The sequence below is a fragment of the Gemmatimonadota bacterium genome (assembly GCA_009838845.1).
Taxonomy (GTDB): Bacteria; Latescibacterota; UBA2968; order UBA2968; family UBA2968; genus VXRD01.
In genome coordinates, this window is the sequence record VXRD01000014.1 from 21111 (window position 1) to 38619 (window position 17509).

Annotated in this window: 14 protein-coding genes and 1 tRNA gene; 11 read left to right on the forward strand and 4 right to left on the reverse strand. The window is 53.6% G+C overall.

Annotation, left to right across the window (positions count from 1 at the left end; all coding sequences use genetic code 11):
- Window positions 1-29: 29 nt before the first annotated feature.
- Genes F4Y39_01950 through F4Y39_01965 form a run of 4 tightly spaced genes read left to right on the forward strand, consistent with a single transcriptional unit; the run spans window position 30 to window position 3987 of the window.
- Window positions 30-416, forward strand: coding sequence for a VOC family protein (locus F4Y39_01950; GenBank protein MYC12470.1), 387 nt, complete (start codon window positions 30-32; stop codon window positions 414-416).
- A 33-nt stretch (window positions 417-449) separates the two neighbouring features.
- The gene (locus tag F4Y39_01955; protein ID MYC12471.1) at window positions 450-1547 is read left to right on the forward strand and encodes an Ldh family oxidoreductase; all 1098 of its coding nucleotides are present in this window, start codon (window positions 450-452) and stop codon (window positions 1545-1547) included.
- A 10-nt stretch (window positions 1548-1557) separates the two neighbouring features.
- Window positions 1558-2376: a ferredoxin--NADP reductase gene (locus F4Y39_01960; protein ID MYC12472.1), complete on the forward strand. Its 819-nt coding sequence runs from the start codon at window positions 1558-1560 to the stop codon at window positions 2374-2376.
- 3 nt (window positions 2377-2379) lie between these two features.
- Window positions 2380-3987: an NAD(P)/FAD-dependent oxidoreductase gene (locus tag F4Y39_01965; GenBank protein ID MYC12473.1), complete on the forward strand. Its 1608-nt coding sequence runs from the start codon at window positions 2380-2382 to the stop codon at window positions 3985-3987.
- Between the two features lie 7 nt (window positions 3988-3994).
- Here the strand turns inward: F4Y39_01965 and F4Y39_01970 are convergent, their stop codons facing one another.
- The 3 genes from F4Y39_01970 to F4Y39_01980 all read right to left on the reverse strand — a co-directional run bounded on the left by F4Y39_01970 (window position 3995) and on the right by F4Y39_01980 (window position 6088).
- Entirely contained in the window at window positions 3995-5032 is a 1038-nt protein-coding gene (locus tag F4Y39_01970) for a rhomboid family intramembrane serine protease (GenBank protein ID MYC12474.1), read from the reverse strand.
- Window positions 4824-5963: an alanine--glyoxylate aminotransferase family protein gene (locus F4Y39_01975; protein MYC12475.1), complete on the reverse strand. Its 1140-nt coding sequence runs from the start codon at window positions 5961-5963 to the stop codon at window positions 4824-4826. Before F4Y39_01975 ends, F4Y39_01970 begins: the two co-directional genes overlap by 209 nt.
- 48 nt (window positions 5964-6011) lie before the next feature.
- Window positions 6012-6088, reverse strand: a tRNA-Gly gene (locus F4Y39_01980).
- A 124-nt stretch (window positions 6089-6212) separates the two neighbouring features.
- Between F4Y39_01980 and F4Y39_01985 the strand changes: the two genes are divergently transcribed.
- From F4Y39_01985 to F4Y39_01995, 3 genes are all read left to right on the forward strand, one after another.
- Window positions 6213-8315 (forward strand): hydantoinase/oxoprolinase family protein, encoded by a 2103-nt coding sequence (locus tag F4Y39_01985; protein ID MYC12476.1) that lies wholly within the window; start codon window positions 6213-6215, stop codon window positions 8313-8315.
- A gap of 131 nt (window positions 8316-8446) precedes the next feature.
- Window positions 8447-10150 (forward strand): hydantoinase B/oxoprolinase family protein, encoded by a 1704-nt coding sequence (locus tag F4Y39_01990; GenBank protein ID MYC12477.1) that lies wholly within the window; start codon window positions 8447-8449, stop codon window positions 10148-10150.
- Window positions 10143-11933: an ATP-binding cassette domain-containing protein gene (locus F4Y39_01995; GenBank protein MYC12478.1), complete on the forward strand. Its 1791-nt coding sequence runs from the start codon at window positions 10143-10145 to the stop codon at window positions 11931-11933. The genes F4Y39_01990 and F4Y39_01995 overlap by 8 nt, the downstream gene beginning before the upstream one ends.
- Here the strand turns inward: F4Y39_01995 and F4Y39_02000 are convergent.
- Complete coding sequence (locus tag F4Y39_02000) at window positions 11926-13473, reverse strand: carbohydrate kinase (GenBank protein MYC12479.1); 1548 nt, start codon at window positions 13471-13473, stop codon at window positions 11926-11928. The two genes, F4Y39_01995 and F4Y39_02000, sit on opposite strands and share 8 nt — an antisense overlap.
- Before the next feature lie 77 nt (window positions 13474-13550).
- Between F4Y39_02000 and F4Y39_02005 the strand changes: the two genes are divergently transcribed.
- The 4 genes from F4Y39_02005 to F4Y39_02020 all read left to right on the forward strand — a co-directional run bounded on the left by F4Y39_02005 (window position 13551) and on the right by F4Y39_02020 (window position 17487).
- Complete coding sequence (locus F4Y39_02005) at window positions 13551-14477, forward strand: NAD(P)-dependent oxidoreductase (GenBank protein MYC12480.1); 927 nt, start codon at window positions 13551-13553, stop codon at window positions 14475-14477.
- A 54-nt stretch (window positions 14478-14531) separates the two neighbouring features.
- Entirely contained in the window at window positions 14532-14801 is a 270-nt protein-coding gene (locus F4Y39_02010; GenBank protein MYC12481.1) for a DUF4160 domain-containing protein, read from the forward strand.
- Window positions 14776-15108, forward strand: a complete 333-nt coding sequence (locus F4Y39_02015; protein MYC12482.1) for a DUF2442 domain-containing protein — start codon at window positions 14776-14778, stop codon at window positions 15106-15108. The genes F4Y39_02010 and F4Y39_02015 overlap by 26 nt, the downstream gene beginning before the upstream one ends.
- A 78-nt stretch (window positions 15109-15186) precedes the next feature.
- Window positions 15187-17487, forward strand: a complete 2301-nt coding sequence (locus tag F4Y39_02020; protein MYC12483.1) for a xanthine dehydrogenase family protein molybdopterin-binding subunit — start codon at window positions 15187-15189, stop codon at window positions 17485-17487.
- Window positions 17488-17509 lie beyond the last annotated feature (22 nt).

A 17509-nucleotide genomic window follows, 5' to 3' on the forward strand; every position in this document is an offset into this window, starting at 1 on the left:
CTGCCCATCATTCGTAAAAGGAGAAAGAGATGAAGGTTGAACACATTGCTTTTGTGGTTGATGATCCCGATGTGGTTGCAAAGTGGTATTGCGATAATCTGGGTATGCGCGTTGTGCGCCAGGGGCCACCACCCATCAAGATGACGTTTGTGGCGGATTCGGAAGGGGAGACGATGTACGAGCTTTATCACCAGCCAGAGGTGGAGACGCCAGATTATGCTTCGATGCACCATCTGGCACTGCATTTTGCTTATGCGACCGAGGATATTGAGGCCGATTTCGCGCGATTGAAAGCCGCGGGTGCAACGGTTGTGCAGGAACCCGAACCCACGGATGCAGGGGATACGCTGGCGATGCTGCGCGATCCCTGGGGCGTTTGCGTGCAACTGGTGCATCGCAAAGAGAAGATGCTTTGAGGGGTGAGAAATTAGACTCAATTATTGACCATTATGCTCGTTAATGGTAGATTATGGCCCGATTGCGATTTGGGAGGAGAGTGTATGCCTGTTCTGGATGTTGAGAGGCTCAAAGGGGCCTGTACACAGGTGTTTGAAGGCGCGGGTCTGGGCGCGGAAGAAGCGCGCCAGATTGCGCATTCGCTGGTGTTGTCCAATTTGATGGGGCACGATTCCCACGGTGTGATTCGCCTGGTGCAATACGTTCAGGCACTCGAGGAAGGGCGCGTGCATGCAGGGCAAGAGATCGCGGTTGTGCGCGAGGCCGATGCTTCGGCGGTTGTCGATGGTGGTTGGGGGTTTGGACAAACGGTTTGCCATCAGGCTATGGCACTGGCAATGGAGAAAGCAAAACAGCGGTCGGTTGCCGTGGTCGAACTTTTCAATAGCGGGCATATTGGACGTTTGGGCGAATATGTGGAGGTCGCTGCCGAGGCCGAGATGATTGGCATTGTGATGTGCAACAATCACGGCGGGGGATTGCTTCAGCATCCGTTTGGCGGCATTGACGCGCGCATGTCGCCCAATCCCATTGCCGTGGGCATTCCCACGGGGGGCGATTTTCCAATTGTCGTGGATTTGACCACGAGTGTTGTCGCGGAGGGGAAAATTCGGGTGAAGCGCAATTTGGGGGAATCGCTGCCCGAAGGCTGGGTTATTGATGCAGAGGGTGATCCGACGACGGATCCGGCAAAGTTTTACGGTCCTCCCAGAGGGGTTATTTTGCCTTTTGGCGGGATTTCCGCGCATAAGGGCTACGCGCTCTCTGTGGTGGTCGATGTTTTGTCTGGCGCACTCGGTGGCGGTGGTTGCAGTCGCGAAGGTGGACTTTCCGGTGGCAATGGGGTGTTTATTATGGCGCTGGATATTGGGGCTTTTGTCGGACGCGATCAATTTCGCGATGAGATGCAATCATTTGTTCAGTTTTTGAAGAGTGCCCGGCTCGCGCCCGGGTTTGATGAAATTTTGATGCCAGGTGAGATGGAAGCGCGCATGCGGCGGGAGAAAGAAGCCCGTGGTGTAGATATAGATGATGAGACCTGGCGACAGATTTGCGAAACAGGACAGGCAGTTGGTATAACCTTAGCTTAAGGAGGGTGGTTTGCCGAAGGATGAACTCAATGCCGTTGTGACACAACGTCTCGAAGTGACCCCCGATTTGATTATTCTTCGCGTTGTGCCCGACGGATGGGAATTGCCAGCTTTTGAAGCCGGACAATTTGGCGTGATCGGATTGCCTCCCGAGGCACCCCGCACAGAGTATTCAGATCCTGTCGAAGATTATGAGAAGCCGCAGAGAGGTTTGATCCGGCGGGCGTATTCTATTGCATCTTCTTCGGTGGCAACAGAGTACCTCGAGTTTTATATCACCCTGGTGAGGTCGGGGGCGTTGACGCCCAGGTTATTCGCACTCGAAATTGGCGATCGCCTCTGGTTGGGGCCAAAAATTACGGGTATGTTTACGCTGCAAGATGTTCCGCCAAATAAAAATGTCGTGATGGTGGCGACGGGTACGGGCTTGGCGCCTTATATGAGTATGTTGCGGACTTATTTGAAAGAAAACACAGAGCGGCGTTTTGTGGTGTTGCACGGGGCGCGACATTCATGGGACTTGGGGTATCGATCAGAGTTGGAGATGATGCAGGATTTATGCGCTAATTTTATTTATATCCCCCAGATTAGCCGTCCGGCAAATGAGCATGTGGCGTGGAGCGGATATACGGGTTATGTGCAGAATTTGTGGACAGATGGTCCGCTCGATGAGGTCTGGGGGGGACATCCCACACCGGAAGATACGCATGTGTTTGTATGCGGTAATCCCTATATGTGCGATGATGTGACAGAAATTTTGATTTCAGAGGGTTTTAAGGAGCATAAACGGAGAGATCCCGGGCAGATACATATAGAACGCTATTGGTGAGATATGGGAGAGGATATAACGACTGATGCGATTGTGCTGGGTGCCGGGCACAATGGCCTCATTTTGCAGGCGTATTTGTGTCGCGCAGGACTCGATGTGATTTGCCTGGAGCGAACGGATAAACCCGGAGGCGGGCTGGCGACTGTTGAAGACCCCCGTTATCCGGGTTTTTTGCACAATACGCATTCTTTTTTTCATCGCGCCATCACGCAAATGCCGTGGTTTGACGATTTGCACCTGGAACGGTATGGCGCGCGCTATATTGAACCCGAACTGAATGTGGCGCTTGTGCTGCGAAATGGCGATGTGCTGAAATGGTACACGGATTTTGAACGCACTGAAGACAGTTTTGCACGGTTTAGCAAAAGGGATGCACAGACACTTCGGCGATGGCGCAATGCGTTTGACCCCGTTGTGAGAAATATTCTGTCTGTAGAGGCACAGGCGCCGCCTTTGCCGCAGGCGTTGAGGCGAAAAATTTTGTCGCAGTCCCGAGAGGGGAAGATGTTGCTCGAAGTCAGCGCGCTTTCTCCGCTGGAGTTTGTGAATCGGGAATTTGAACACCCGGTTATTCGGGCTGGATTGTTGTTTTTCAATGGTCTGCGCGAAGTGGATTTGCGCGCCGCGGGATTTGGACACCATATACCGGCTTTGCTGGCGAGCAAGGGGAAAGCTCAGATGTGTGTGGGTGGATCCGCGGGGCTGGCGCGCGCACTAATTGCTGCTATTTCTGAGATGGGTGGGGAGATATGGTTGCAAACTGTACCCGGGCGCATTGTGGTGGAGGATAATCGCGTTAGAGGTGTTGAAACGACGGATGGGAAGTATATTAAAGCGCCTGTGGTTGTGTCCAGCTTGAATCCCCATCAGACGTTTCTCGATTTGATTGACCGCGAGGCATTGCCCGGGATGTGGCAAAACCGGGTCGAGAGATTTCAGTACAATGTGCTGGCTCCGCTGTTCGCACTCCATTTGAATTTGGGTGAATCGCCGCGTTATCGCGCTGTGGAAAAACATCCGGAGGTGGCGGATTCGCTGATGGTTATTCTGGGGCTGGAACACGCGGATCAATATGGGGATATTGTTGCCCACCACGAAAAGGGAACGATTCCGCCGACTGTGATGTGGGGCGCGTGTCCAACGCATTTTGACACAACGCAGGCTCCTTTGGGAAAACACACGGCGTTTATGTGGCAGAAGTTGCCGTTTCACCTGTATGGCGATTCTGCAAACTGGGATAGTCAGCGGGATGTGGTTGGTCGCGATATGCTGGATATGTGGTCTGAATACGCGCCTAATTTGAAGGATTGCGTGATCGATTCTTTTGTTCGCAGTCCGCTGGATGTCGAACGCGCATTGCCCAATATGCGGGATGGGGATTTGCTCGTGGGTGCGTTTACAAATGGGCAGACGGGTTATAACCGTCCTTTTCCCGGTGCCGGGCATTATCGGGGATATTTTGAAGGGCTGTATCTTTGCGGGTCGTGCTGTCATCCCGGTGGCAATGTGACCGGTTTGCCGGGTTATAATGCAGCACAGGTTATTCACAGCGATCTGGGTATTACTGCTTCCTGGATACCTGAGCCTGTGGATGTGAGATTGGGGGGATAAGCCTGCGTCAGGACAGGAGGAGTGGGAAGTATTCTAAGATTGAGAGGACAAAGCCGAGGACGGTGAGCAAAAGACAGATCAGGGCTATGAGAATGGTGATGCGTCCTTCGCGGTATTCTGCACTTGAAACGAGGATTTGCGCTGCGATCCAGCCGCCGATAAAACCGCCCAGATGCGCCCAGTTGTTGACGCCGCTCATGAGAAAGCCCAGGACAAATAGCATGATGGCCCATTGCCACATCTGCCGCGTCATTAGGGACATCATCTGCGTTTTCTGCTTGCGGCCGTACACAATGATGGCGGCAAAAAGTCCAAAAATAGCCCCTGAAGCGCCTACGGTGGGGTAGCCTGAGATGAGATTGGATAGGATGAAGCCGATAGCTCCCGCGACGGTGTAGATGATAAAATAGCGCGCCGGACCGAAGAATTGCCCGACCTCAGGACCGAGTTGCCGGATCCACAGGACGTTGAACAGTATGTGGAGGAGGCTGCCGTGAAGATATGTCGCGGTGAGCACGGTCCACCAGGGGGCTTCGCCATGGGTCATACCGAGAACGATCAGCGGGATATTGCCAGGGCTTAGCATGCCAAAAAGCCCGCCGCCCATAGACAGTGCGGCGCCGAGGTCGAGCAATAGACTGACTGCGTAAAGGGCAATACACGCGGTGGGTATCAGGGTGAGGACGTCGATGCGACCGCCGAAAAGTCGGTTCAGCGCGGGACCGACACCCCAGAGACTGGGATTATAAGCGCCGCAATGTGGGCATCTTTTCTCATCGGTATTGATGAGGTAGCCACAGCCTGGGCAGATCATGGAGGTGGGAGGTGGCATGGGATTACTCGAGTTTTGACCAGTTGTTGAGGATGAGGGAGATGCCCCTGAGTACGCGTCGCATATCGCATTCTGACGTGTGGCCCATAGCCGCAATGCGGAAGGCTTTGTCTCTGGTGTCGCCATAGCCCGGGGCGAGTTGTACATTGAGCAATTTTTTTGCGCGATCGACGAAATCAGAGCCCGAGATGTAGTCTGGTAAGAGGATGGCATTTACGGTCAGGCTCTCGTATCCCGGTTTGGCTATGAGGTTCAGGCCATGTTTTCTCGCCCATTCGCGTTGCATGTGGGCGAGGCTCTGGTGGCGTTTGAAGCGCTGGTCGCCTTCTCGTTTCATTTCTTCGAGACGCGCATTCAGACATTGTAGGGTCAGGTCGGCTACGGTCATGGGGGTTTGGGCTGTTTTTGCGCGCGTTCGCCATTCGATCAAGTCGAGGACATAACCGCGGTTTGGCGTGTTGGCTGCGATGTCAAACGCGCGGTCGGATACAATCATGACAGAGCCGATGGTAGGGCACGCGAAATCTTTTTGCAGGCTCCAGAGATAGTAGTCGGGGCGCAGGGTCTCAATCGGCGTATCTGATGCCCCTGCTATGCTGACTGCATCGATGGCAATCAGGGTTTTGGGAGATGTGTTGCGGACGGTGTCACACATTTCCTGTACGGGTAGCATAACACCGGTAGATGTTTCGTTGTGGGTTAAAAGGGCAAGGTCGTAATTTTTTGCAATGGCATTGGACCATGTCCGAGCGCAGATGCCGTCGCCCCAGGCTGCTTTTAAGATGTCGATGTTGCGTCCGTGACTTGTGAAGATCTGTGCCCATTTTTTGGAAAAAGCACCGATGTCCATGCCCAGTGTCGCGCTATTGCAGGGCGTATTGGTGACGACCATTTCCCAGTTGTAGCTGCCGGTGTGACCGAAGATGAGCGGCGTAAATCCGCGTGGAATTTGAAAGACTTCGCGCAGCAAATCTACAGTTTTTTGATAGCAAGCTTGAAATGCAGCGGATCGGTGGGAATAGGTCGTCTGATATGTTTGCAAGACCCGGCGAACCGCAGGGGTGAGCATGTGCGGTCCAGGTGCCCAAAGGGCAAGTGCGGGCAGGCGAAGGTTGGCTATTTCTCGGGCAAGAGCTGATGACAAGCGGTTTGCTCCATAAAAAAAACCCGTTAATTTAACGGGTTGGATTAATGGAGCGGGAAACGGGATTCGAACCCGCGACCTTCTGCATGGCAAGCAGATGCTCTAGCCAGCTGAGCTATTCCCGCTCGTTGTGAGGACTCAAAAATTACAAAAAGGATCATGGCTTGTCAAGGTCAATTTTGTCTTTGTTGGTAAAGGGGCTGTTCTTTATTTTTGAGATGAAGAAGAAAAATAAATGCAAAGGAGATGATGGTGAGCGACGAGGCATACACGCTTGCAATAGATATTGGCGGCACATTCACAGATGTTGTGTTGAGAGAACACGCTTCGGGTGTTTTGTCTGTGGCGAAGGTGTTGACGCAGTCTCCAGACCCTTCGGTCAGTGTGCTGGAGGGCGTGAAAGAGGTGCTCGATGGGGTATCGCCAGGCGCGATTTCCCGAGCGGTTCACGGCACGACGCTGGTGACAAACGCGCTGATTGAGCGCAGGGGGGCTAAGACCGGGCTGATTGCGACAGCGGGTTTTCGAGACGCGCTGGAAATCGGGCGCGAAGGACGTTACGATATCTACGATTTGTTTTTAAAATTGCCTGAACCCCTCGTTGAGAGGCGGTTGCGCGTTGAGGTGCGGGAGCGGCTGTACGCGCGTGGCGAGGTGATGACGCCATTAAATGAAGATGATGTGGTCAAAGCCTGCGAGGCGTTGCGCGAAGCCGGGGTGGAGGCGGTCGCCATTGTGTTTTTGCACGCTTATGTCAATCCCGATCACGAGCGTCGTGCAGAGGAGATTGTGCGTTTTCTTATGCCCGATGCAGGCATTTCGGTTTCGCACAGGGTTGCCGCCGAACTTCGAGAATTTGAGCGCACTTCCACGACTGTGGCAAATGCTTATGTGCAGCCTATGGTGGAAAAATATCTCGCGCGTTTGGAAGATGGGTTGAAGGCGCTGGGGATTTTGGCACCGCTGCATATTATGCTGTCAAACGGTGGGTCGTGTTCTGTGCAGACCGCAATGCGTTTTCCCGTGCGTCTCGTAGAATCCGGTCCTTGCGGCGGCGCGCTTGCCGCGGCGCATTACGGCAATCGGTCGGGGTATCGGCAGATTCTCGCATTTGATATGGGGGGCACGACGGCAAAGGCCATTTTGAGCGAAAATGGGGCGTTTCCCATTACGACTGAATCAGAGGTCGCACGGGTTTATCGCTTCAAGCGCGGCAGCGGATTGCCCTTGCTCGTACCCGTGCTCGATATGATCGAGATTGGAGCAGGTGGAGGCAGTATCGCGCATGCGAGTGAATTGGGTTTGCCCACGGTTGGGCCGCAAAGTGCGGGGGCAGATCCCGGTCCTGCCTGTTATGCGCGTGGTGGACAGTTACCCACGGTGACGGATGCCGATCTCTTGTTGGGCTATTTAAATGCCGGGTATTTTTTGGGCGGACAAATGGATCTGGATGTGGGTCGCGCTGCGGATGCGGTCGATGAATTTGCGCGATTTATCGGGCTGGATCGCGTGCGCGCCGCACAGGGTATTCACGATTTGGTGAATGAAAATATGGCCAATGCCGCGCGGGTTCACGCTGCCGAGCGCGGGATTGATTTGAATGGATACGCGCTTGTTGCAACGGGTGGGGCTGGGCCTGTACACGCATGCGGGGTTGCGATGCGATTGGGGATTGACCGGGTGATTGTGCCGCCAGCTGCGGGTGTGGGATCGGCTTTTGGTTTGATGCTCGCGCCGATTGCTTTTGATTATGTGCGGAGTTTTGTGTCGCGGATCGCCGCGTTGGATCGCGAGGTTGTCAATAAGCTCTATGGGGAGATGGAAGACGAAGGCCGTGCGCTTGTGCGAGAGGCGGGGATTGATGATTCTGAGATCCGCGTGGTACGCACGGCAGATATGCGATATGTGGGGCAAGGGCACGAGATAAGCGTTCCCGTACCTTTGGGAGAATTCACAGAAAGTTCCGATGGCGCGCTTCAAGCGGCTTTTGATGCATCGTATAAAAAATTATACGGACGCCTGTGTGAGGGAGTTCCCGTTGAGGCCATCCACTGGCGCGTGACGGTTTCGGGGCCAGAGCCGGAAATTTGCGATGTTGGGTCCTTTGGGGAAGTCGCGGGCGATCAGGTGTCTGAGGGACAGCGCGACGTTCTTTTTTCGGAAGGGAAATACGGGACTTCGGTTTACAGGCGAGAGGAACTTGGAAGAAGGGTTGTTTTGCAAGGTCCCGCTATTGTCGAGGAGGTTGAATCCACTACGGTACTGCCGCCCGGATGGGTGTTGCAGGTCGATGATACGGGTAATCTGATTCTCATCAGGGAGGATGTAGGAAAAGCGCGAATAGACGAATAGACGAATAGACGAATAGACGAATAGACGAATAGACGAATAGACGAATGGAAATATATACTGGTTTTGGGAGGATGGGCGGGGTTCGTAGATTCGCTGATTCGTAGATTCGCTGATTTTTATATGGAGGATGTATGACGGGGCGCGAGATCGATGCGGTTGAGCTGGAAGTGCTTTGGAATCGCCTTATTTCTATTGTGAATGAGCAGGCAGCAGCGCTGATGCACGCTTCTTTTACAACGGTGGTGCGCGAGGCCGGTGATTTGTCTGCGGGGGTGTTTGACCGCGGGGGTAACATGTTGGCGCAAGCGGTGACGGGGACGCCGGGGCATATCAATACAATGGCGAATTGCGTGCGGCATTTCGTGAAAGCGTATCCGATTGATACGCTGAACCCCGGCGATAGTTTGCTCACCAATGATCCGTGGATGGGGTCGGGGCATTTGCACGATATTACAGTTGTCACACCGGTTTTTTATCGGGGCAGGGGCGTGGGGTGGTTTGCCAATACTTGCCATGCCATGGATATTGGTGGCCGCACGCTGGGGGCCGGTGCACGTCAGGTGTATGAAGAGGGCCTGAATATCCCGATTATGAAATTGTTTAGCGAGGGAGAGATCAATCGCGATTTGATCGCAATTGTGCGGGCAAATGTGCGCGAGCCAGATCAGGTTGTCGGCGATTTGTACGCGCAGCAGGCAGGGAATGATGTGGGGGCTGTCAAGTTGCTTCAGGCGCTGGAACATTACGATCTCGTGGATCTGGAGGGTTTGTCGGAACTGATTTTGGATCGGTCAGAAGCGGCAACCCGAGAGGCGATTTCGGAGATTGCAAATGGTGTTTATGAGGATGAGGTGAAACTCGATGGGTACGACAGACCGCTGGTTATTCGCGCAAAAGTTATTGTCAAAGATCGCAGTTTGATCGTTGATTATACGGGCACGTCGCCACAGGTCGATCGCGGGATCAATGTGGTGTACAATTACACGCATGCCTATACGACTTATCCCTTGAAATGCGCCGTTAGCCCGCATATTCCCAATAATGAAGGCAGTTTTCGTCCCATAACAGTTACGGCACCCGAGGGATGTATCTTAAATGCACAATTTCCATGTGCTGTGGGCGCGCGGCATCTGGTTGGGCATTTTCTTTCGCAGCCGCTATTGGGAGCGCTTTCTCAGGCGATTCCCGATCGCGTGATTGCCGATGGGTCGGCTGGGCTTTGGAATACGCAGTTGGAGGGGATAGGTCGCACGGGTGAACGCTTTGCGTATATCTTTTTTTCCGCAGGAGGTATGGGTGCGCGTCCCGGCGATGATGGGATTTCGGCGACGGCTTTTCCCAGTGGGATTAAGGGCGTGCCTGCCGAAGCGATTGAGTCCGTGTCGCCCGTGATTATGCACAGGCGCGCGTTGATTCCCGATTCTGGCGGTGCGGGTACTTTTCGGGGTGGTTTGGGGCAGGAGATGGTTTTGTCTGTTGACTCCGATCATCCCACGCTGCATTCGTGTATGTACGATCGCACGCGCTATGCACCGCGCGGTTTTTTGGGGGGAGGCGATGGCAGGCGCGGCGAACTTTTTTTGTCGGATGGCACTGTTCTGCCGCCAAAGGGGCGCTATGACCTCCAACCCGGGCAGTCGGTGACGTTGCGCATTCCGGGCGGTGGGGGCTATGGGTCGCCTTTTGAACGCGATCCCAAAAGGGTGGTGGAGGATGTCAAACAGGAGCGGCTATCGCACGAAGCCGCGCGAGACGCTTATGGCGTGGCGATTACGGCTGATCTCGAGGTAGATGTTGAAGAGACCGCTGTTTTGAGGAGAAAAATGAATGGCTGAAAAAAGTAACCAGACATATTCTCCTGTGGCATTATGGCTGGCGTGGAAGCGCATTTTTGCTTTTGCCCGGCCATACTTGTTGCGGCTCGTTCTGGGGCTGGTATTTACCGCGTTTTCTTCAGGTGTGTGGCTGCTGATTCCGCTGGGCTTGCGGTCGCTTTTGGATTCTGTGTTCGAGCAGGGCGATCGACAGCAGTTGGATTTGCTGGCGCTTGGCATGCTGGTGCTGTTTGTGCTTCAGTCGCTATTGCACGTTGGCAGCCATTACTGGATTTCCTGGGTGGGTGAGCGCGTGGTGACAGATCTGCGAAAGAAGGTTTACGCGCATTTGCACCTTTTGGGGCTTCGCTTTTATGCCGATCACAGGTTGGGCGAACTCATGTCGCGTTTGACCAATGATGTGGGGGCTATCAGAAATGCCGCGACGGGGGCTATTTCGCAGGTTTTGATGACGGGGATTATGACTGTTGGCTCTGTGGCGGCTATGGTTGCTCTCAATTGGCGATTGAGTCTGGTAGTGTTTGCCGCTGCGCCGGTTGCTGCTGTTGGGACGCGCTATTTTGGACAGCGCATCCGCGAATTATCTCGCACGGTGCAGGATCGGTTGGGCGATACGACTGCGATTGCCGAAGAAGCCCTGTCGGCTGTGCGGGTTGTTAAGGCGTTTGCACGCGAAGTTTTTGAGGTGAATCGGTTTGGCAAGGCAAACGAAGATTTGTTTCGCACATCGCGCTATCGCGTGATTATGGAGGCGGTTTTTTCGGCTTGTATTGCATTTCTTTTTATGCTGGCACTGGTGGTAATTTTCTGGTATGGGGGCACGGAGGTGCTGGCCGGGCGCTTGTCGGCGGGCGATCTGGTGGCGTTTATCTTTTACGCGATGAATATTTCCCGGTCTGTGATGGGGATTTCGCGTCTTTATGCGTCCTTAAATTCTGCTGTGGGTGCGTCAGAACACATTTTTGAGTTGCTGGAGACGCGACCGGAGATTGCCGATGGCGAGGGTGCGTTTCCGCTTGCAGATGTTCGCGGTGCCGTGGCGTTTGAAGATGTTTGGTTTGGATACCAGTCCGCCCGCCCGGTAATCAAGGGGGTTTCATTTGAGACCCTGCCTGGGCAAACAATAGCACTTGTGGGGGCGAGCGGCGCGGGTAAGACGACGCTGATGAATCTGATTCCGAGATTTTACGATGCGACCTCTGGGGTTGTGCGTGTGGATGGGGTGGATGTGCGCGATGTGCAGATTGTATCGCTGCGCGAACAGATCGCGCTGGTATCACAGGATGTGGATTTGTTCGGTACTTCCATTGGCGAAAATATCCGATATGGGCGATTGGATGCGGCGGATGAAGAGGTTGAGCAGGCGGCGCGAGATGCGAATGCCCACGATTTTATTGTGGAATTGCCAGATGGATATGGCGCGTTGGTTGGGGAAAAGGGCGTGAAATTGAGTGGGGGACAACGGCAGAGGGTTGCAATTGCGCGTGCTCTGTTGAGAGATGCACGTATTTTGTTGCTGGATGAAGCGACTTCATCGCTGGATTCGGCTTCAGAGGCGCAGGTGCAGCAGGCATTGGAACGGTTGATGGCGGGGCGCACGACATTTATTATTGCACATCGGTTGTCAACAGTACAACATGCGGATTGCATTCTGGTGCTGGATCAAGGGGAGATCGCGCAGTGCGGAACTCATGAGGCTTTGTTTGATAGGGGTGGGCTTTATCGCGAGTTGTGCGATTTGCAATTTCGGAATATGGAGATTGGCAAAGATAAGGCTATCTGACCGTTGTCATCTGGATCTGGTCTATCTGGTGGTGGAGATCTTGTACTGCCGGATAAATTTGTTTGTGTACGCGGTTGTAAATTCTGTTGTAATGGACGACCTGTTCAGGTATGGGGTGAATGGTCTGCAGGGGGATATCGAGCGTGTGCAGGGCATCGGTGATGTCCGCGTAAACACCTGTGCCCAATCCCGCGAGTACTGCCGCGCCCAGGGCTGTTGCTTCATCCATTTCAGCGAGGGCGATGGGCTGGTTCAGAACAGTGGCTTTGATTTGCATGAGGAGTTGGTTGCGGATACCTCCGCCGATTGCGACAATATTTTTTGTTTCGGGCACGCCGGGATGAGATTTGGACGCGTCGATAATATGGCGCATTTCCAGAGATAGACCTTCGAGGATTGCGCGAAAGAGCGTACCTCGGTTGGCATCGGGGGTCAGGCCAATAAATGTTCCGCGTGCTATGGCTTCTGCATGGGGTGGGTTGGTAAAGCGCAGTTGTGGGAGAAAGCCAACACCCAGACTACCGGGGGGCGATTCGCTCGCTTCGGAAATTAAGGTGTTATAATCTGCGTCTTCGCCAAATAAACTGCGGAACCACTCGATGCTCGCTCCGCTTGTAAACAATCCGCCGAGGAAGTAATATTGGTCGGGTGCGACGTGCGCGCCTATGGTGAAGTTTTGGCGGCCTATTTGCGGGTCTGTAAGCGGCTGAGAAATGGGCAGGCACATGGCTTCTGCGGTGCCCAGAGAATTGAGCATTGTTCCCGGTTCTGTAACACCAACGGCAAGTGCGCCACAAATATGGTCGTGTCCACCAGCGCATATTCGCGTGTGCAGGGGCAGGCCGGTTTCGCGTGCGATGTTGGGAAGAATGGTGCCCAGGTCTGTTCCTGCATTGCAAAGCGGTGCGAAGAGATTTGGCGAAAGACGGAGTTCACTGAGGATATCGTTTGCCCATTGCCGCCTATGGAGGTCAAAGGCAAGGGTGCGAGAGGCGAGGGAATAGTCGGTGGCGGGTATGCCCGATAATCGAAAGGCAATATAATCGGCTGTGTTGAGCCAGGTGGCGGTTCGCGCAAAGGCTTCGGGCTGATGTTCGCGTATCCAGAGGATTTTGCACAGGCTGGAAATGGGTTGTAGTGGAAGCCCTGTAAGCGAGAAGAGTTCGTCGCGGTCAAAGGTTTTTCGCAATTGCTCGCGTTGCGGGCGGGTGCGCTGGTCAAACCACGCAATTGCATGGCCCGTTGGATTTCCGCTTCTGTCGATTGGGACGCCTGTTTCTCCAATGCTCGCGGTGGCTATGCCCGCGATGTTGGCGGGGTTGTCGATTTGTGCAACAGTATCTTTCAGGACGTTGCTCACGGTTTTCCAGAGTTCATCGGGTTTGTAATACGCCCATTCTGGCTGTGGATGATGCGTGGGCGTTTTGGCCTGTGCGCGGGCGATTTCGCGACCTCGAGGATCAAAGATCAAGGCTTTGATGTTGGTGGTTCCAACGTCGATGCCGATGAGTAAAGGGGCGGAGGATTTTTTTGTGTTCATGGTTGGCTCTTTATTGGATGATAGGGTAGGTTGTGGTTATATTATATTGAAGTATTTCAGTTGTCAAAGACAAATGGATGTTTTACCAGAGAAGGAGTGATGAGATGGACAAGATAGGGTTTGTCGGTTTGGGAATTATGGGTAAGCCTATGTGTCACAATTTATTGAAGGCGGGTTTTGATGTGACATTTTATGCTCGGCGAGATGAGATTGTGGCCGAGATGGAGGGCGCGGGGGCGACTTATGTGTCTTCGTCACAGGCGGTGGGCAAGGCAACGGATATTATTATTACGATTGTGACGGCTGATCCCGAGGTGCGCGAGGTCATTTTGGGCGATCAGGGGGTTTTGGCCGGGGCATCTGAAGGCGATCTCATTGTGGATATGAGTACGATTTCGCCGTTGACGATTCAGGATGTGGCAGAGGAGGCATCGCAAAAAGGGGTTCGCGTGATGGATGCGCCAGTGAGTGGCGGAGATATTGGGGCGATTAACGGCACGCTGACTATTATTGCGGGTGGGGCAAAGGCCGATTTTGATCGTTGTCAGGGGATTTTTGACGCGATGGGCAATAGCGAGAATATTTTTCATGTGGGTGATGTTGGGGTGGGGCAAACGGTTAAAATTGTCAATCAGTTGCTCGGCGGTATTTCGATGGCGGCGATTGCAGAGGGGCTTACATTGGGCGTTAAAGCGGGTGCTGATCCCGAGGTGATGCGGCAGGTGATTAGCGTGAGTTCGGGCGATTCGTCGGCTTTTCAGGCGCGCGTTGCAGATTTTGTGTTTAAGGACGAGTATGCGCCGGGGTTTATGCTCGATTTGATGAAGAAGGATATCGGTATTGGCGTGGAGATGGGGCGTGCGATGAATGTGCCTGTGCCGCTGGGGGCTGTGGCCTATCAAATGTATGCGGCCGCCAGTAGCCTGGGTGCTGGCGCACTCGATTTTTCAGCCGTGACAAAGACTATTGAGACCCTGTCGGGTATCAAGATAAGCGATGCGTAATTAAAGACTGGACAGGGGGCGAGGTCTTAATTATTTTTTTTGAGAAGGAGTTAGATGAGTCCGAGGATTCTCAGAGAAGGTAGTCTCATTTTTTGGTTTCACAGTTTTGATGCGCTTCATGAAAATCGAGCCAGTGTTCATGTGGGAAAGGGTATGCAAAATGATACTCATGATGCTAAAGTCTGGATCGAACCCACTATTCAAGTTGCGCGTTCTGGTCGTACGTTGAGAGCGCCTGAATTAAATCGAGCTTTGAAGATTATTGAACAAAATCAAGCATTTTTATTGGAGGCATGGTATGAGTATAGAGGTAGAACAAACTGAAGAACGGATTGAAGTGAAATGGTATGATATTCCATATCCAGTTTCTGCCTATACCTTTCCTCAAGAAGCCCTTATTCATCAGGTGCGTTTTGATGAGGTGCATATCCATATCGAATTAACGGATGGACGCATTCTGTCTGTGCCCTTGAAATGGATTCCGACGCTTTATCACGCATCTTCCGATGAACGCGAAAAGTACGAGATCTCTCCAGGTCGCACAGAACTCTTATGGGATCCGGATAAGTGCGCTATCAATGATGAACTCCGTATTGCAGACTATCTCGGTTCTGGCAGTGTCAAGAAATGATCAAAGACGCGTCGCTTAGTTGTTTTGATTACAAATTTTCGAAAATGTATTTCTGATACAAACTCACAGGAGGAATAAATGGCGATTCCACAGGAAGATTATTTGGGCATTACGGATTATAAGGTCGTGGGGACGCGGCCCGTGCGGCACGATGGCGCAGATAAGGTGACGGGCAGGGCGATTTACGGTACGGACCTCAATTTGCCCGATATGTTGCATGCCAGAGTTTTGCGAAGCCCGCATGCGCACGCTCGGATTAAGTCGATTGATACGAGCAAGGCCGAAGCGCTCGAAGGCGTGCGCGCGGTTGTTACGGGGCAGGATTTGGCGCTCAATGCCGAGGAGCAGTTGGCCGATTTAGGCGAAGAGGTGGTGCGCGTTAAAGATATGTGTGCGGCAGTGTTGGCACGCGAGAAGGTGCTCTATCAGGGGTATCCCGTGGCGGCGGTGGCAGCGACCAATGTCCATATTGCCGAAGAAGCGCTGGATTTGATTGAGGTAGAGTACGAGGTGCTGCCCCATGTGCTGGATGTGCGGGAGGCGATGAAGGATGATGCCCCTCTGGTACATGAAGACCAGAGAACCAATTCGATGGGCGAGAGGAGCGAGAATTTTAGCAATGTGGCGTCGCATTTTCGCACGGAATTGGGCGATATCGAGCAGGGATTTGACGAAGCCGATGTGATTGTGGAGCGCGAGTTTCTCACGGATATGGTGCATCAGGGCTATATCGAACCGCAAAATGCCACGGTGTTGTGGAATGCCGATGGCGTGGTGACGATCTGGTGCAGCAATCAAGGTGCGTTTGGCGTGCGGGATCAGACTGCGAGAATTTTGGGCATCCCCGTGTCGCAAATTAAGGTTGTGCCCCTGGAGATTGGCGGGGGATTTGGCGGGAAGATCAAAGCGTATTTGGAACCGATTGCCGCGCTGTTGTCGAGAAAGACCGGGCATCCGGTGAAAATGATTATGACCCGCACTGAGGTCTTGCAGGCGACTGGCCCGACGTCGGGTTCGTGGATCCGGGTGAAGATGGGCGCGACCAATGACGGCAAGCTCGTCGCTGCCGAGAGCGAACTGGTCTATGAGGCGGGGGCTTTTTCTGGCAGTCCCGTGGGCGCGGGCGCGCGCAATATGCTGGCGCCTTATATTATCCCGCATGTTCTGGTGGATGGTTATGATGTGGTGAACAACAAGCCCTCCTCTTCGGCTTATCGCGCGCCGGGCACGACGAATGCGGCTTTTGCCGTTGAAACTGTGGTGGATGAACTCGCCGAGAAATTGGAGGTCGATCCGCTGGAATTTCGGTTGAGCAATTCTGCAAAAGAAGGCACGCGCCGCGCAGATGGGCCTGTGAATAAGCGCATTGGGCACGAGGAATGCGTTCGCGCTGCGGTCTCTTCTGATCACTATCAGACAGTGCTCAATGGAAAATATCGTGGTCGCGGTGTGGCGTCTGGTTTTTGGGGCAATGGGGGCGGTGTTTCGAGTGCGGCTGCGAGTGTGAATGACGATGGCACGATCAATCTGGTGGAGGGATCGACAGATATTGGGGGTACGCGTACGTCGGTTGCGATGCAGATGGCAGAAGTGCTGGGTATTTCAGAGCAGCAGATTCGTCCGCAGGTGGGCGATACGGATTCGATTGGTTATACGGGTGTGACGGGTGGTTCGCGCACGACATTTGCGACGGGTTGGGCGGCTTATAAATGCGCGCAGGATATCAAAGAGCAGATGATGGCGCGTGCGGCGATTTTGTGGGAGATTTCTGAGGATGATGTCGAGTTCGATCAGGCTGTGTTCCGCTCGAAGTCCGATCCGTCGAAGTCGATTACGTTTAAAGATTTGGCGGCCAAGCTCGATTCAACGGGTGGGCCAGTGATGGGGCGCGCCACGGCAAAACCCACAGGTGTTGGAGGGGCTTATGCGGTGGCGATTGTGGATGTGGAGGTCGATCCCGATACGGGTAAGGTCGATATTTTGCGCGCGTCGATTTTCCAGGATGCGGGAAAAGCGATTTATCCGCCTTATGTGGAGGGGCAGATGCAGGGCGGCGTGGCGCAGGCGATTGGTTGGGCGCTCAACGAAGAGTATGTGTATGATGAAGATGGCATTTTGCGGAATAGCAGCTTGTTGGATTATCGGATGCCAACGTGTTTGGATTTGCCGATGATTGATGCGCATATTGTCGAGGTTCCCAATCCGGGGCATCCATACGGTGTGCGCGGGGTGGGAGAGGTGCCGATTGTGCCACCCACAGCAGCAGTTGCCAATGCGATTTACGATGCCATTGGCCTGCGTCTGACAGAGTTGCCCATGTCGCCTCCGCGCGTGCTGGAAGCCTGGTGGGATAAAAACGGTGGAAACGGCTCGGCCTGATCCGCTGATCTGAGGGCCAGAG

Bases quoted from the DNA above. Each gene is read 5' to 3' on its own strand.
- F4Y39_01950 (MYC12470.1), top strand. From the start codon at position 30: ATGAAGGTTGAACACATTGCTTTTGTGGTTGATGATCCCGATGTGGTT.
- F4Y39_01955 (MYC12471.1), top strand. From the start codon at position 450: ATGCTCGTTAATGGTAGATTATGGCCCGATTGCGATTTGGGAGGAGAG.
- F4Y39_01965 (MYC12473.1), top strand. From the start codon at position 2,380: ATGGGAGAGGATATAACGACTGATGCGATTGTGCTGGGTGCCGGGCAC.
- F4Y39_01970 (MYC12474.1), bottom strand. From the start codon at position 5,032: ATGCCATCCTCTTACCAGACTACATCTCGGGCTCTGATTTCGTCGATC.
- F4Y39_01985 (MYC12476.1), top strand. From the start codon at position 6,213: ATGGTGAGCGACGAGGCATACACGCTTGCAATAGATATTGGCGGCACA.
- F4Y39_01990 (MYC12477.1), top strand. From the start codon at position 8,447: ATGACGGGGCGCGAGATCGATGCGGTTGAGCTGGAAGTGCTTTGGAAT.
- F4Y39_01995 (MYC12478.1), top strand. From the start codon at position 10,143: ATGGCTGAAAAAAGTAACCAGACATATTCTCCTGTGGCATTATGGCTG.
- F4Y39_02000 (MYC12479.1), bottom strand. From the start codon at position 13,473: ATGAACACAAAAAAATCCTCCGCCCCTTTACTCATCGGCATCGACGTT.
- F4Y39_02005 (MYC12480.1), top strand. From the start codon at position 13,551: ATGTTTTACCAGAGAAGGAGTGATGAGATGGACAAGATAGGGTTTGTC.
- F4Y39_02010 (MYC12481.1), top strand. From the start codon at position 14,532: ATGAGTCCGAGGATTCTCAGAGAAGGTAGTCTCATTTTTTGGTTTCAC.
- F4Y39_02015 (MYC12482.1), top strand. From the start codon at position 14,776: ATGAGTATAGAGGTAGAACAAACTGAAGAACGGATTGAAGTGAAATGG.
- F4Y39_02020 (MYC12483.1), top strand. From the start codon at position 15,187: ATGGCGATTCCACAGGAAGATTATTTGGGCATTACGGATTATAAGGTC.